This is a genomic window from Limnohabitans sp. 2KL-3 (assembly GCF_001269405.1).
Classification (GTDB): Bacteria; Pseudomonadota; Gammaproteobacteria; order Burkholderiales; family Burkholderiaceae_C; genus Limnohabitans_A.
On record NZ_CXON01000018.1, the window covers coordinates 72,012 to 86,746 of the forward strand.

Annotated in this window: 19 protein-coding genes; 2 read left to right on the forward strand and 17 right to left on the reverse strand. The window is 46.7% G+C overall.

Annotated elements, in window-relative coordinates:
• The first annotated feature begins 595 nt into the window (after positions 1-595).
• Positions 596-2,035 (forward strand): sensor histidine kinase, encoded by a 1,440-nt coding sequence (locus tag AMM41_RS17580; RefSeq protein WP_089962298.1) that lies wholly within the window; start codon positions 596-598, stop codon positions 2,033-2,035.
• A gap of 39 nt (positions 2,036-2,074) precedes the next feature.
• Here AMM41_RS17580 and AMM41_RS17585 read toward each other — a convergent pair whose 3' ends face one another.
• Positions 2,075-2,410, reverse strand: coding sequence for a hypothetical protein (locus tag AMM41_RS17585; RefSeq protein ID WP_089962301.1), 336 nt, complete (start codon positions 2,408-2,410; stop codon positions 2,075-2,077).
• Positions 2,411-2,468: 58 nt separating this feature from the next.
• Here AMM41_RS17585 and AMM41_RS17590 point away from each other — a divergent pair, with 58 nt between their 5' ends.
• The gene (locus AMM41_RS17590; RefSeq protein WP_089962305.1) at positions 2,469-2,735 is read left to right on the forward strand and encodes a hypothetical protein; all 267 of its coding nucleotides are present in this window, start codon (positions 2,469-2,471) and stop codon (positions 2,733-2,735) included.
• A 47-nt stretch (positions 2,736-2,782) separates the two neighbouring features.
• Here AMM41_RS17590 and AMM41_RS17595 read toward each other — a convergent pair whose 3' ends face one another.
• The 16 genes from AMM41_RS17595 to sctE form a co-directional block, all read right to left on the reverse strand.
• Positions 2,783-3,961, reverse strand: coding sequence for an EscU/YscU/HrcU family type III secretion system export apparatus switch protein (locus tag AMM41_RS17595; protein WP_089962309.1), 1,179 nt, complete (start codon positions 3,959-3,961; stop codon positions 2,783-2,785).
• Between the two features lie 15 nt (positions 3,962-3,976).
• Complete coding sequence (gene sctT / locus AMM41_RS17600; protein WP_089962312.1) at positions 3,977-4,741, reverse strand: type III secretion system export apparatus subunit SctT; 765 nt, start codon at positions 4,739-4,741, stop codon at positions 3,977-3,979.
• Between the two features lie 35 nt (positions 4,742-4,776).
• Positions 4,777-5,043, reverse strand: coding sequence for an EscS/YscS/HrcS family type III secretion system export apparatus protein (locus AMM41_RS17605; protein WP_089962317.1), 267 nt, complete (start codon positions 5,041-5,043; stop codon positions 4,777-4,779).
• Positions 5,043-5,714, reverse strand: a complete 672-nt coding sequence (gene sctR, locus AMM41_RS17610) for a type III secretion system export apparatus subunit SctR (protein WP_089962319.1) — start codon at positions 5,712-5,714, stop codon at positions 5,043-5,045. The genes AMM41_RS17605 and sctR overlap by 1 nt, the downstream gene beginning before the upstream one ends.
• A 12-nt stretch (positions 5,715-5,726) precedes the next feature.
• The gene (locus AMM41_RS17615) at positions 5,727-5,984 is read right to left on the reverse strand and encodes a FliM/FliN family flagellar motor switch protein (RefSeq protein ID WP_089962323.1); all 258 of its coding nucleotides are present in this window, start codon (positions 5,982-5,984) and stop codon (positions 5,727-5,729) included.
• 56 nt (positions 5,985-6,040) lie between these two features.
• Positions 6,041-7,468 carry a FliI/YscN family ATPase gene (locus tag AMM41_RS17620; protein WP_304438334.1) on the reverse strand — a complete coding sequence of 476 codons (1,428 nt, stop codon included), beginning with the start codon at positions 7,466-7,468 and terminating at the stop codon, positions 6,041-6,043.
• Complete coding sequence (locus tag AMM41_RS17625) at positions 7,465-8,097, reverse strand: FliH/SctL family protein (protein ID WP_194944850.1); 633 nt, start codon at positions 8,095-8,097, stop codon at positions 7,465-7,467. Before AMM41_RS17625 ends, AMM41_RS17620 begins: the two co-directional genes overlap by 4 nt.
• The gene (locus AMM41_RS21990) at positions 8,055-8,696 is read right to left on the reverse strand and encodes a hypothetical protein (protein WP_194944851.1); all 642 of its coding nucleotides are present in this window, start codon (positions 8,694-8,696) and stop codon (positions 8,055-8,057) included. Before AMM41_RS21990 ends, AMM41_RS17625 begins: the two co-directional genes overlap by 43 nt.
• An 11-nt stretch (positions 8,697-8,707) precedes the next feature.
• Positions 8,708-9,550 carry a type III secretion system inner membrane ring lipoprotein SctJ gene (gene sctJ / locus AMM41_RS17630; RefSeq protein WP_089962330.1) on the reverse strand — a complete coding sequence of 281 codons (843 nt, stop codon included), beginning with the start codon at positions 9,548-9,550 and terminating at the stop codon, positions 8,708-8,710.
• Between the two features lie 23 nt (positions 9,551-9,573).
• Complete coding sequence (locus AMM41_RS17635; RefSeq protein WP_228769340.1) at positions 9,574-9,936, reverse strand: hypothetical protein; 363 nt, start codon at positions 9,934-9,936, stop codon at positions 9,574-9,576.
• Position 9,937: 1 nt separating this feature from the next.
• A complete protein-coding gene (locus tag AMM41_RS21995; protein WP_194944852.1) occupies positions 9,938-10,267 on the reverse strand; it encodes a hypothetical protein in 330 nt (109 codons plus the stop codon).
• Between the two features lie 98 nt (positions 10,268-10,365).
• The gene (locus tag AMM41_RS17640) at positions 10,366-11,625 is read right to left on the reverse strand and encodes a hypothetical protein (protein ID WP_194944853.1); all 1,260 of its coding nucleotides are present in this window, start codon (positions 11,623-11,625) and stop codon (positions 10,366-10,368) included.
• A 72-nt stretch (positions 11,626-11,697) separates the two neighbouring features.
• Complete coding sequence (locus AMM41_RS17645) at positions 11,698-12,261, reverse strand: tetratricopeptide repeat protein (protein WP_194944854.1); 564 nt, start codon at positions 12,259-12,261, stop codon at positions 11,698-11,700.
• Positions 12,258-12,938, reverse strand: a complete 681-nt coding sequence (locus AMM41_RS17650) for a hypothetical protein (protein WP_089962345.1) — start codon at positions 12,936-12,938, stop codon at positions 12,258-12,260. The genes AMM41_RS17645 and AMM41_RS17650 overlap by 4 nt, the downstream gene beginning before the upstream one ends.
• A gap of 3 nt (positions 12,939-12,941) precedes the next feature.
• Complete coding sequence (locus tag AMM41_RS17655) at positions 12,942-13,532, reverse strand: hypothetical protein (RefSeq protein WP_194944855.1); 591 nt, start codon at positions 13,530-13,532, stop codon at positions 12,942-12,944.
• Between the two features lie 16 nt (positions 13,533-13,548).
• Positions 13,549-14,735, reverse strand: a 1,187-nt coding sequence (gene sctE, locus AMM41_RS17660; protein WP_194944856.1) for a type III secretion system translocon subunit SseC family protein, incomplete at its 5' end; no start/stop codon positions are given.

The window sequence follows — 14,735 nt, forward strand, 5'->3', positions numbered from 1 at the left end:
CTTTGACAATTGTTATGTTGGACACCAATTGAAATCAAAACAAAGAGGAATTCATGTTTTTCACCAAGTGTATGAAAAACACAATTCCATAAAATACACATGAGTTTTGAAAAATTAATTTCAAATTGATTTCAATATAATTTGACAATCCAATAAAATCAAAATTTTAAAATTATTTAATGTCACTCATCTCAACGTAAAATATGATCCAAAAAATATGTAAACTTTTGCACTATATAAAACCAATTTTAATTGATGTCAATCATAATCAAATTGCGCCACCACTTTGGAATTTTTTCTACTTTGGGTATAACTTGTTTGACACTCCAAGCAATGCCCATGATGACTCAACAAGGTTGAACTGAGGCTTAGATATGAAAGTGTATGAACTTCTCTTGTTACAGCATCATGGTTGCATTGATCTCTCCAGTAAAATGACTCATGACCATCAATCGATCAAGGCCATTTTTAACTTTCAGACAAGTATTAATTTAATTCACAAGTATTAGTTCTATCATAATTAAAATTACTTTATTTTATTCAATCACAATAGTATCCTACATTCCAATTCAATAGTTTCAAAGATATTTAAATTATGTCTTTTCTACCTGAGTCTGTTTTCCAGCCCTATTCCGCCAATGATTTGCTAGCGATCATTTTTTTGATCCAAGCCATCCTTTTTGGACTTGCCTATCAAAGAACAAACGAGAAGTTTTTTGCAAACATGTCTGTGGCTGCACTGATGGGTGCATTGGCATGGGGTACGACCAGGATGCAAATGCCAGGTAAACCCTATTTGGATTGGGATTGGTTTTGGGCTCAACCCTTCTTTGCAGGTTTTTTAGGATTCTCATGCGCGGCCATGTTGCAGTACCTGCCGTTGATTGAAAAAACTCGCAAAAAACTCTTGTGGATTGTTGTCTTACCACAAATTATTTATCTAATTGCAGGAACCTTATTTCTGATACTTGATATCAAAATTCTTAGACTGTGGGTCATTTTTTTACAAATGCCAACGATTCTAGCTGCAGGAATCGCTGCCATTGCAATGGAGAAAAGAGATCCTAAAATGGGACATCTTTTTATTGGACTTGCAATTCTCAGTGTTCCTGTTATTACCTTTACAGTCGCATTTTCCGGTGCAACGACCTTGGTTTTAAGATTTTGGACTGGCATACCGGCTGTTTTGTTAACTCAAATCATGCTGATGGCATCATTGCTCAGAGACAGGCAAAAGCTACGAGCTGAAATTAAACAAAGACGAAGCGCAGAAGAAGCTATCGAGTTGGCCAATCGAAGCTTGGACCGAAAAGTCCAAGAAAGAACAACTGAACTCAGAGGGATTATCCAAGCACTTGAAAGTTTTAATAGGAATGTTTCGCATGATCTGCGAGGTCCGCTTGGTGGTATTGACATGTTGGCCTACACAGCACGCAAACACTTAGAGCTGGGTAATTTTAATTCAACCAGTGAGGCACTTCAGCAAATCAATGATCAAGTGCGTGAGTCACAAACCACCATCAATACGATGCTTTTACTGGCCAGAACTTACGGCAAAGAAATTGAGATAACACCCCTAAATTTAACTGAAATTGCGCGAAATGCAGCTCGAGAGGCTTTCATGTCTTTGTCTTATGGAACACAGCTGCAACAAATGCCTGAAATTGATATAGGAGATTTGGGATACTTTAATTCAGATGCATCACTGTTTCGAATAATCTTTGTTAATTTAATTACGAATGCACTCAAATTCAATACTGGGAATACACATGTTACTGTTGAAATAAAGCGCGACCATCAACAAAAGGATATTTTGGCACTTTTAATCAAGGACAACGGTGTTGGTTTTGATTCAGAAAGTGCCTCTCATATATTTGAAGCGTTCAATCGTCTACCAAATTCCAGCAATAAGCCGGGATTCGGTCTTGGATTGAACATTGTCAGATTGGCAGTTGAGCGCTTAAAAGGTCATATTGAAGTTAAAGCTGCAGTTAACGAGGGTGTGATATTTAAAATTACTTTACCTGTCCAATAAACTGCATTCATGATCAGATGACCAAATTATCTGGCAATGTTATCCATATGACGAATCAATAGAGATACCAAGTTCTTCGACCACTTGACGAAGCTTGGCCAAAGAGACAGCAGTTTCATCCTCAGGGACAACACTAGGACAGCGAATGGCGAGCCAACCCGATCTGGTGCTTAAGGGTATCACTTGTTTCACCTTACGTGCACTATTGAACAATGCTTGCAATCGATCTTCTGTATTCATGACTTGCTCTAAAAAAAGAGTCCATTGATGGACCTCACAGGCAACCCTGAGACCTTCTGCGATCATCAGTTGTTCGTCAGGCCCAATCTGGCGCAAGGCACCCAAACTTTTGTAAAAATTATCAGTATCGATCATAATGGCTTGGTAAAATTAGAGCTTGTTTTGAATGAGCTAGTGGTAGGAGTTTATAACCGTGGCAATCAACAAACAAGTTATAAAAGACATCCGTTTGCGTAAAACTGCTCAGGAATTGGAGACAGCTCTTCAGTTCAGTGAAAGAGTTTCACATCAACTGTTGCAGCTTAGCGGCGTACTGAACAGGGTCAGCATTCCTGCCAAGTTAATGACCTCTCCTGATGAACGAAGCAAACTCCTGGAACTTGCAAACACCATTGAAAAAGAGGAAGCCATGATGGATACAAAACCATCCAAAATTCAAACAAGTCGAAAGCAAGTTTGAATTTCTCATGGCCCTCAAGCCATCAATTTTTATGTGCATCGCCATCACTATTGTGGTTCTCTATTTCCAAATGTTCGTGCATTACCATAAGTGCTGCCATCACGATAGGAATGTGCTCTTGAACTTCTATTGATCAAGCTCTCGCGTGCATCCCTTTGGTCACCTGCAAACACTTTGTCCGGATAATTCAAGTACAACCAGCGTATGACACGAGCAACAGGTTCGATGTAAGTTGTTGGTACGTGCTCACCTTCTTCGCATGCATCGTTCAGGCCCCTCGCCAAAGGAATGTCCTCAAATGTGGGGACACCATGCAACTCAGCTTCTCGAATAATTCTGGCCGCCAACTGATCAGTACCTTTACAAATGATGTACGGTAAAGGAACCACATCAGGTTCGTATCGAAGTGCAACGGCGACATGAGTTGGATTGCGAACAACCACACTTGCTGAACGCGCTTTGGGTGCAGGATCCTCGTGAACAATTTCGTGGGCAACTTGACGGCGATGACCTTTCATTTCAGGAGACCCCTCCTGTTCTTTGTATTCACGATGAACCTCATCAATGCTCATCATCAGATCCTTCATGTAAAAGTGCCGTTGAATTAACCAATCTGCTGCTGCAATAGGAACCATTGCACAGGTCATCCACATCAGCAATCTGAAACCTAAACTTGCGACAACTTGAAGGCCGCAAAATGTATCTAGACGACATAAATAGATTTTTTCAGCAAGACTTCTTTCTTCAAGCGAAATTTGCCACCAAGCTACACCCAGAATGACCGAAACTTTGATGAAATTCACTGCAAACTGCGTCAGAGTCTTCTTTGAAAAAAGGTTTTTTGCGTTAGTTACCGGATTTAAAGATTCCAAACCTTGACTAAATTTTGATGCTGAAAGATAAAGACCAATCTGTCCAATATTTGTCACAAATATTGAGATCAATATTGCAGCATATACAATTCCTACAACCATCAACACCTCAATGGCCAATGTATATGCAAATCGTGTTCCATGGGTCCCTAAATCTACGAGTCTGATCATCGCAACCAGTTCATCAAGCGCCATTTGAAATCGCTTTGGTACATCAGTTGCAATGACATACAAGGCCAAAAGTCCTGCCAACATCACTACTGTCGAAACAATCTCAGTTGATTTAAGTAAGTTACCCTTTTCACGCGCATCGCGCAATTTTTTTGGCGTTGGGGGTTCAGTTTTTTCACTCATTTTTTATGTCATTGTTCATGATCCACCAAATTTATTGATCAAATCATTCATGAATCCAGTTAATTCACGGTTGATCTTCGGCATCAATGTGACCAGCATGCTGATCGCGACCATTGCTTTAATCGGTTGTGCAAGCGAAAATACATTCAATGATTGGGCAAATCTAGAAGCCAGCGCCAATGAAATCTCGGCCAAAAACATGGCTGCCATGATCGGCAGTGTCATGATGACGAATACTGTTAGATAACGTAAAAATATTTCCAAAAGTACTGTCCATGCATTTTCATTTGTCACGGGAAAAAAGGAGTTCACTGGTATTAACTTGTAACTTCCTGCCAGCATACCAATGAGTTGCTGAAAACCACCAGAACTTAAAAAATAAACTACCAAAGTTAAAGATAAAAGCTGTCCCAATAATGAAGCATCACTGCCAGAAGCTGGGTTATATGTATCGGTCACAGCTGATCCACGTTGGTTATCAATCATACTTCCTATAATATCTGGAAGACGCATTGGCAATCCAACCACAAGGCCTATAAATGATCCCACCAATGCTTCCTTTATCAATAATGCATAAAATAATTGATATATATCTTGATTCAGTGATTCATTTGAAATCATTGGCATTCCCAAAAAAGGCGTCAAGGTCATACACATCAGCGTTCTAACCAAAGGTGGAACCTGATCACCGCCAATTAATGGAAAAAAATATACAAATCCAAATAATCTAGCAAAACATAAAATCATTATTGCAGCAGTGTCTAGCGATATACTATACATAATTTATTTTTTAAACCGTAATACCTTTAAACAATTTATATGGTTTCTATCAGTGAGAATAAATTTGATGTGAAGTTGGCTATCGCTGTTGCATCTGAGACATATGTAAGAAATAACACAAACAAAACAGCGAAAAATTTTATGGCTGTGGGAAGACCTTGATCTTGAATTTGTGTCAATGCTTGGAAAAGGGCTACCGCCACACCAGCGATAGCAGCTGCTGCAATCGCTGGAAGTGAACCCGTCAGAACCAAAGTCAAAGATTGACTTGCAAGGTTCAATATTTCTTTGTCTGCAAGCATTATGTTATTCCATAACTGAGAACCATGGCTTCAAGCAATCTTTTCCAACCATCGAGTGCAATAAATAATAATAATTTCAGAGGCAATGAAACTGTCACGGGGGACAGAGATGACATACCAAGAGCAAGCAAAATATTCGCAACGATCAAATCAATGACAATGAATGGGAGGTAAAGCAGAAAACCAATTTGGAACGCTCTGGTCAATTCGGAGATTACAAAAGCAGGCATCATGATGACCATTCTTGTTAACGGCTTTGCTTCCGGATCCAAAACTTCACGTGCAATGTCCTCCCCCCACATTCTTTTGGCCGAATCCCTAAAGAATTCCACATTTTCGCGAGTTGCCACACGCGATATGAACTCTACAAATGGCTCGGCAACATCCTGTATTTGCGATAAGACTGGTTTGTTGCGTTGCAATGCATCTGCAATGACCTGGCCAGAAGCGATACCGGTTGGCAACATGATGTAACCGGTCATGACCAAGGCTATGCTGTAAATAACAATGTTGGGTGGTATTTGCTGAATACCCAAAGCATTTCGCAGCAACGAAATAACAACTGCAAATTTTATAAATGATGTTAGTGCTATTAATAAAAACGGCAATAAACCGAGAATGACTAATAAAGCAATCTGATTTTGAGAGAAGCCAAAAAATGCCGATTCCATCTCAAGGGCTCTTTAGGCGATCAATCGGGTTATGCGCAAACCAACACGCCCTTCAATACGCACGAGTTCTCCTTCAGCTACGAAGCGGTCATTCATGTGCAAGCGGACGCCAGGAAAATAGCTCATCACCTCGTCTGTCAATGTTTGACCTTCAGACATTTCCATCAAGCGCTCCAACGGCAATGTCACAGTACCGACTGTCAAAGTCAATTCGACAGGCATCTTGGCCATTCCATTGGCAGTAGTCATTTCTTGCGACATAGCTTGCATCACCTTCAATTCTTAGACCTTAGTATAATTTACTTTTGTATAAGTTGTGATGCAAATCAATTGACCAAGGCCCGTAATTGGTTTTGTGTGTCATCAAAATCAGTGAATTCCGTGGTGGCTTGCCGCAAAAATCGCTGGATACGCGGCCACTTGTCCAGGGCTTCATCGATCAGGGGATCTGCTCCTTTTTTGTATTCACCAATCTTCACCAAAAGCTCAGATCGTTTGTAGGCGGACATCAACTCACGGATACGTCCAGCCATCTTCAAGTGGTCAGGTGTGTCAATCATGGACATCACACGCGACGCACTTGCAAGCACATCCACAGCCGGAAAATGATTCGCCGCTGCCAGATCGCGCGAAAGGATAATGTGCCCGTCCAAGATGGATCTGGTTTCATCAGCAATCGGTTCCGTCATGTCATCACCCTCTACAAGTACGGTGTACAAGGCAGTGATCGATCCACGAGGCCCCATTCCAGAGCGCTCAAGTAAACGCGGCAATGTTGAGAAAACAGAAGGTGGAAAGCCTTGCCGAGCAGGCGGCTCACCTGCAGACAAACCGATTTCTCGCAAGGCACGAGCAAAGCGCGTGACTGAATCCATCAGCAACAGAACTTTTTTGTCTTGATCTCGGAAATACTCAGCGATTGAAGTCGCAAGGTACGCAGCGCGTGCGCGTTCGAGTGATGAGCGGTCAGAAGTTGCACACACAACGATGGATTTGGCCATGCCCTCTGGACCCAAACTGTGCTCCACAAATTCTCTGACCTCGCGGCCTCGTTCACCAATCAGGGCAATGACACGGATATCGACATCTGCGCCTTTGACCAATTGCGAAAGAATCGTGGACTTGCCCACACCGGCCGCTGCAAAAACACCCACTCGCTGTCCTTCACCTACGGTCAAAAGACCATCCAAAACCCTGACTCGCATGGGCAAGGGTTTGTTGATCACCTTGCGTGTCATCGGCGGTGGTGGGTCGTTGTAAATGGGCCAAAGGACACCAGGCTTGGTCAAAGGCGGCCCACCATCTGACAGTCGTCCCATTCCATCCAAAATACGACCTTGCAATTCCTCTGACACCTCAACGCTTTGGGCAGCTCCTGCAGGGAAGACCTGAATTTGTGCAGAGATACCCTGACTCTCACCAAGAACGGCGACCACGGCAAGTTCTCCGGCAAATCCAACAACTTCGCCAAAACATAAGGGACGGCCATCTGGCTTTCGAAACTCGCAAAGATCACCAACGCCCACTCCGGGTAAGGCCACTTTGACCACCGTGCCGATGGCTTCAACCACTTTGCCTGCCAACACCTTGGTGTGTAAGCGCTGCAAACGCAATTCAACTCGACCGAGCGCGTCCAGCAACGGATTTTGTCCATCGAAGGAATGTAGGTCCCTCATTCCAGCGTCTTCCTCGTCTGCAATGGGCGTTAGGTCGGGTGCGACTTGCGATGACTGGGACATCATGCTTTCAGTCATGATGCAGGCTTGAGAGTTTGTTCAACAAAACGTAATTGGGAATCAACTCGCAGGTCAATCAAACCCAAAGGAGACTCCACCACACAGTCACCCGGTTGCAAAGCGTTGGATGCCTCGACCCGAAGCACTCCTCTTAAATCGTATTCTTGAATCAGTTGGGCTAATTGCTCACGAATTGCAGGCACATGAGACTCATGAACTTGTATTCGAACATCAGGGGCCATGACCATCTCGCCAAGTGCACGGCCAACGGAGCCACGTACCAATGAAAAGGTATCTACGTTGGTGACGATCTCGCGAACACAACGGGCTACCAACTCAACCAATTTGGGTTCGGTCTCTAAGACCCATCGCCGCAAAGTTGAACGCATCGCAGTCACAGACTGAATCATTTCATCTCTGGCAGCACGACGCCCCTCTTTCAAGCCCTCCGCCATGGCCTGCAGACGAACCTCGTCTGCACGGCCAACGATGGCATCAGCTTGAGTTTTTGCCAAATCCAAAGCAGTCCAAGCATCGCTAAGACAACGATATTCATCGGCGCGTAAACGCTTGACACCAGGTCCAATAACCGGTCGATCAGCACTCAGGAGCACAGCCACGGGTGGTCTGGCCATGAAATTTTGCATGCAAACTCCATCCATTCAGAATTCAATCCCACAACTGACGGTGGCTTATTCAACTCACCTGGCTCGAAAGCCAGACTGAATCTGTTGGAAACGGCTTCAGGCCAATCACAAATTTGATGAATGATTGCACTGACGCCCCCTAGGGCCACCCCAGCTGCATTTCGCCATGCACCCGGCCCCAAACGTGTCGTCAATTGAGCACTCGGAAATCCATGATCGAGTTTTTCTAAACCATCCTGATCCAGGCATTGCTTGACCATGCGCCTGAAATGACCATCGATAGAACCATGAGCGCGTCCACACATTGGAAGCATGGACACCACCAGGCCTAATCGCATCCATTCATCACGAGACAAGAGTGCAAGCCTTAAGGCTCCTGGAGCTTCAGGACTTCTCCACAATGCCAAGGGCAAATCACAAGCCTTTGAAATCTCACTGACATGTCGTCGGATCGTCTGGACATCCATCTGTTTTAAGGACGGTGCATTCACAGACAATCCAGTTTGACGAAGCCACTTCTCGGGGTGCCAAACAAATCTGTTCAAAGCATCGTACAACGCCTGATCTGGAGCGTTCAACAGGTGTTGCGACATGCTCATCCCCCCATCACCTAAGCTGGACGCCCAGTGGGTTCAACCCGACTGCCAGAATGACCAAACCGTCTTGGTAACAACTTTCTCAACAAAGGATGTAAAAAGGCACGAGCTTGCATGGCCACACTGACCAACAAGAGAGCCAAAACAATGGCCACTTCGATCATCAACATGAACACGTCATCTTTGTGGACACGAACACCCAACATGCGCTGGATAGGCACCTCGGTCACTGACTTCAAATCGACACGGGAAGGAATCACCAAAATTTCAACTTTACTGGGTGACAAACCTTCAATGGAGTCACTGACCAATTTTCGAATTCTTGGAACCAGCGCTTCAATGTCATAACGGTCGTCGTAACTGACAAAAACAGACGCTTTTGATTGTTGCAAATCAATCAATTTCGATGAACCATCTGGTGTGACCACATGGACTCTGGTCTGAAGCACCCCTTCCATCAAGGAAATTGTGCGTTCAACTTCTTGGGCCAGACCAAATAGATAGCGCACACGCTCTTCAAAAGGTGTGGGCGCAAATCCAGTGGATCTGAACACCTCATTGAGGTTAGTTCGAGGACTCTTGGGCAATCCCAAAGCCCTCAGTACAGCAACTGCACGGGGTAAATCGCTTGAAAGCACTTGAACCGAAAATGATTTTCCTTTGGCGTCTGGAATCTTTTGCGCTTCAATCGAACTGGTGTAGAGGACACTCACAATTTCGTTGGCATCTCTTTCAGTCAAGTCTCGTAACAGCATCTCGGAACTGCAGCCTGTCAACAGAAACATCAGCATTGCACTGCTCAACCAGTGACCGAATCGGCTTGCTAGCTTGTGTCCCAAATGCATGATGGCATTCATGTTGTTTTCCCTCAGTATTCGACTCAAAGGCCCTTGACGGCCCGCAGATGAACAAGTGTGGCGTGGATGCGGTCGGCCTGAGAACCCTCATTGATCACCATGGTGTCGACCTTGTCATTTGTATTCCCCGTCAAGGCTGGTCTCTGCCCTAAAAGGCTGTTAAAAAGAACAATGTCTTGGGAGGCAATATCGCGGACATCCGGCCGCACAATGTGATGTGTTTGACCCAGCCAGCGCGATTGATCCAAAGGTGCCGATGGTGAAACACGACTGACCGCTTGCACTCGCCCGATCCCAGACATTTGCCGGCCACGCATCGGAAACACGCCAGCCAAACCACATTGAGCCCATGTGCTCAACATGTCGCGCCAATCTGTGTTTTGCACTTCAACGTTCCACAGAGCCGATGTGAGGTTTTCGCCCTGACCGAAGTTGTTGCGCCAAATTTCTAAAGGCAGCAGCTTCCTCATGCAGCCTGGACATGTGCGGGTTCTGCAAAACCCGATCTGTTAATTTTTCAGCTGCAGAAAAATCGCGAACCGCTGTTTTGGACAAAGCCATGGCCAGCAAAGCAGCACCTTCCGTGCGCGGCATCTCTCGCAAATGGTCTGCGATGGCTGTGACTGCCTGATCCAAGCCATACATGGCCCCAGTCATACAGACCTCAGTCAGCAGCAGATCTACATCCTCGGTAAAAGATTTGAGCAAGGAATCCATGGCACCCCATCAACGGCATGAGCCCTACCGAAGGGCATCATGCGTTGCAGTTGCCACCCGATCCATAGGCGTTGAATCGAGTATATACCAAAGTCTAATTAGATATTGTAAATACCTTGAGTCGCTTGGTGCTTGGCCGACTCCACACTCTTGAGCGTGTCCAAGATTGCTCTGATTGAATCGCGGGTCTGATTGGCAAATTCCAACTCAGCCTGCATCAACGCTTGAGAATAGGAACCTTGCGCCTCAAACTCTTTGGCTTGGGCCTGCATCCGACCCGAAATGTATTCACCGATCGCTGCACCTGTTTTGGCCATGGTCGCACCAATCTCAGCGGAAGATTTGGCGATGTTGATCCCATGATCAAACCCTGCTTGCCAGTTGGCTTTCTCTTGAGTCACCCACTTGGCGCGGTCTTTTTGGTTAGCCAATGTGTCACCATCCACGTAGGTTTTCTTGACTGCATCGGCTTTGGCCTTGCCATCAGTTTTGGCCTCCGCCTTAGCTTCTGTTTTGGCCTCCGCCTTAGCTTCTGTTTTGGCCTCCGCCTTCACTTCTGTTTTGGCCTCCGCCTTCACTTCGGCATCGGCTTTCACATCCGCCTTGACTTCGGTATCCGTCTTGATTTCAACCTCGGTTTTCACCTCCTGCTTGATGTCAGCATCGGCCTTGACTTCCGCTTTGGCTTGGGTCAACTCCACATCGGCCTTCACCTCTGCTTTGACCTCAGCCTTGATATCGGCTTTGATATCCGCTTTGGCCAAATCGGCCTTCAGATCCACTTTCAAGTCGGCTTTTAAATCAGGTGCCAATGCCGCATTATTGATTTTGGGACCAAACAAATCATCGGCCCTGGCTTCGATCGCAAGGTCCGCCTTATGCCCCCTTGATGCACCAATGGAAGAAGAGATCAACGACACAGAAGCCGTGACAATCGCAGCGGCATTCGACACCACATCGGCCGCCAGCTTGGCCACAGCGGAAGAGCGCATCTGATCGGCCGCATTCAGGCCTTGCTGCAAGGCGTTTTGCGCTTCATCCATCCAAGCTTCCCGTTGGCTCTTGCGCATCTCTTTCATGGCCTCAACCAAGAGAACCAAAATGGCCGTCATGCTCACTGCCACGTTTTCAACGTTTTTGTAATCGGAGGTCAGCGCATCCCAATCAATACCTTCCAAGTTCGGCGATGAATAGGACACCTCTCCCGAGCCCACCGGCACAGACAGGCCTCCTGGCGGGCGCACCCCTTGTGAATCTGATGCGCCTTTGGGTTTATCAACACCGCCAGCTTGACCGACACCCGAAGGAGGTGGTGGAACATAGGGTGTATTGATGCGGCTGGTCGTATCGATGCTCATGGCTGGCTCCTTGCTGTCAGAGTTGATGGTGGATGACTTGATTGAACATGAAAAATTTTTCCCCTTCAAAAGTTAATCGCTCATGAAGCTAGCGGATGGAGGAGAAAAATTCAGCCATCGATACCACTGCATGGCTGGCTCCTTCAAGCCGATGGGCCATTGATCAAAGTCGCTCCATGTTGAAAACCAGAGTTGGAAGGAAGTCCTGGCTGCACTTGTGTCACCAGACATATGCAATGCTTGAGCAAGCATGAGTTGATTTTCGGCATCATGTGGTGTCAGCTCACACAATCTTTGCCAAGAAGACAAAGCACGGCTGTGTTCGCCTGATGCAGTCAATGCAACAGCCAAACACTTTTGCAAGCGTTTTTCTGACGGGCTGAGATGAGTCGCCGTTTCAATCACTTTGACAGCATCGCTGGGCCGACCTTGCTCCAACAACCACACAGCCACGGCCTCTAGGGCATTCAACAGTTCTGACCACTGCAAAGTTTTCTGCCCCAGTTCAGTCTCTGTCATCAACTCCGAACACCAAGCCAAAATCTCATCCAAGTGTGAATGAGGAGCGACTCGATCATGCTGAGTCACCTTGGTCTTAGGGTTGAATTCACTGGTAATGGGCCCAAACAAGCTCATTTTTCAGCCTTTTTCGCAGGAGGCAAGCGCTGCACATCGGCTACTGGAACTTCATGGGTGGGGGTCAAAATTCCTGTCATGGATGTTTGTTTCCATGACATCCACCAATTGGCGCGATCTTCTGTTGGACTGGTCCATTCAGATGAAGTCGAGCTCGCTGCTGCAGCTTCAGTAGCTGGATGTGCGATTTGCCACTGGCGAATGGATCTTTTGGCGGTCTCAATCACCTCGGTCGGGCTGATTGCAACCCAAAACAAGGCCAGCTGCAAAGCCGCCAAAACCAACGTTGCCATCAAAACCCAACCAGGATATCGCCCCGTTTTTTTGGGTGATTGATCGGGCTTTGAATCTTGATCAGACCTTGGCTGCTCGGCCACTGCTTGAAGGCGAGACCATTCCTCCATGAAGAAACTCTCTGATGAGGGCAATTGCCTTCGGTCAATCAAATCGAGGCCAAAGGCTGTTGTTCGCCTTGTGTCATCCAAATGGCTGGAGTCAGACCAGCCGATCGCTGCGCATTGCGAGGCAATCAAGCCATGTGCACGCAACAGCAATGTCTTGCTGTCGAGCTCTCGCCAACCCAAGGGTCTGCGCAGTGGCGGAAGAAAAATGGGTTCGCCCAAATACGAACCAGTGACTTCAGCCACTGGTTCTTGCGGGTATTCGCCCGCACCCATGACTCAATGAGTCTTTGGACGCAAATCGATTTTGGCCGCTTGTTCAGGTGAAACCAAGGGTTTCAAGCGCTCTAGCAGCTGAGTTGACCACTCTGCGATTTTGCCGGCCTCTTCAGGGTACTTTTCTGCCAAAACACGGGCGAAACGGAAATTGTCAAATGCAGGCGCAAATTTCTTTTGAAAATACAAAGCCTGGCCCAAATAGAAATGGATCTCAGGATCTTGCGCTTTGAGCATCTCTGCTGAGCTGTACGCCACTTCCGCACCTTGGTAGTTTTTCAGGCCTAGCTGACAAGCCCCAAGCCCCTTGTAATAAACAGCTTCGGTGGGCTTGAGTTGCATCAAACGTTTGAACAGCACACTGGCGTCTTCGTAACGTTCGTTGCTGGCGTATTTGGCCGCCACCGCATGGAGACCATCAAAATAATCCTGAGGCAAGCCTACGGCAACACCCATGTCCGGGAAATTGGACTCGTAGGCATGAACAATCAGCTCGGAAACATTCTTGATGAGGATCTCTTTGTCTTCCAGAGACAGGTCATCGCCCATGTCCCCGATCAGGGCATCAAATGAATTTTGAAAAACGTCTTGCATGGTGTGTTGCTCCAATTCAGGCCAGTTGCTGGATGTTTTCGATCTTGAGTGAGGTCTCATGCTCATTGCGCATGATCGTCGCCACACCCTGATCCAGCTTGCTCTGGATTTCCATCAATTGCTCAAGGAACTTCGAGTCCTGCTCCAGCAAAGCCTGAAGCATCTTGATCATGGCCTTGAGTTCTGCAATTTCTGCTTTTTTGACCGAAGACTCATACTCTTTCACAGAAACGGCGATTTTGGTACCTGAAGAGGCAATCGTGGACAAGGCTTGCACCACGTTCAACACCACCATCATGGCTTTGGCCACATTCATGACGGTCTTCATTGCCTCCATTGAAATTTTCAAAGCCGACATGATCATGTCGGCTGCAGCCTTGAGAACAGTATTGACAATGGAAGTGGCAGCCCGCCCAGCAGCACCAGCCACATTGGTGATACTTGCCCCTGCGGCACCACCAAATGAGGCCACGGCCATTACCACTGCAATAGCAACCTGCACAGCAGCCAAAATGGCGGCAGCAGCAATCGAGCTACCTTCCTTCATTTCTGAAGATTCGGGGTCAATTTTTTCACCCCCCCATGAGGCGAATCCTGCAACAGCGTTGGCGATGAATTTTGAAAACTCCTCCATGCCCTTGTCCATGCCCGATTTGCCCTCATCGTCTTTGATCTCCGTGGCCATCACGGTCGCAACAAGCAGCAGTGCGGATACGGTGGCCAAAATGGCCAGCGTGGCCCCCCCCGTGAAAACGGCAGAGACAACGGCAGCCACCGCCATCACAGCAATCACAATGGCTGAGATGGCGTACATCACATATTTCAGGATGTCCATCGCCTCTTTCATTTTTTGGGCTTCTTCCTGTTTTTTGATGGATTCGTTCAGATCCTTGATCTTGCCTTCAGCCTTGGCCTTGATTTCCATCTTTTGCGCTTCGATCACTTCAGCCGTCGCTTTGATCAGCAATTGCGCCGTCTCTCGTGCACGTGTCCGCACAATTTGAATCAATTCGGATGTGGACAAATTACCCATTTGCGGAGGTGGTGCAATCTCGGGAACTGACAGGGCGTTACCAGCACCGTTTGTAGACCCGAAATCGGTATCGACCAAGGCATGAAGGTCCAATTCCTGAGCGCCTTGGAGTTGAACAACGGTGACACTTCCAGTCCCCCCTACAGCGCCAGGGAAGAGCACACGTCTGA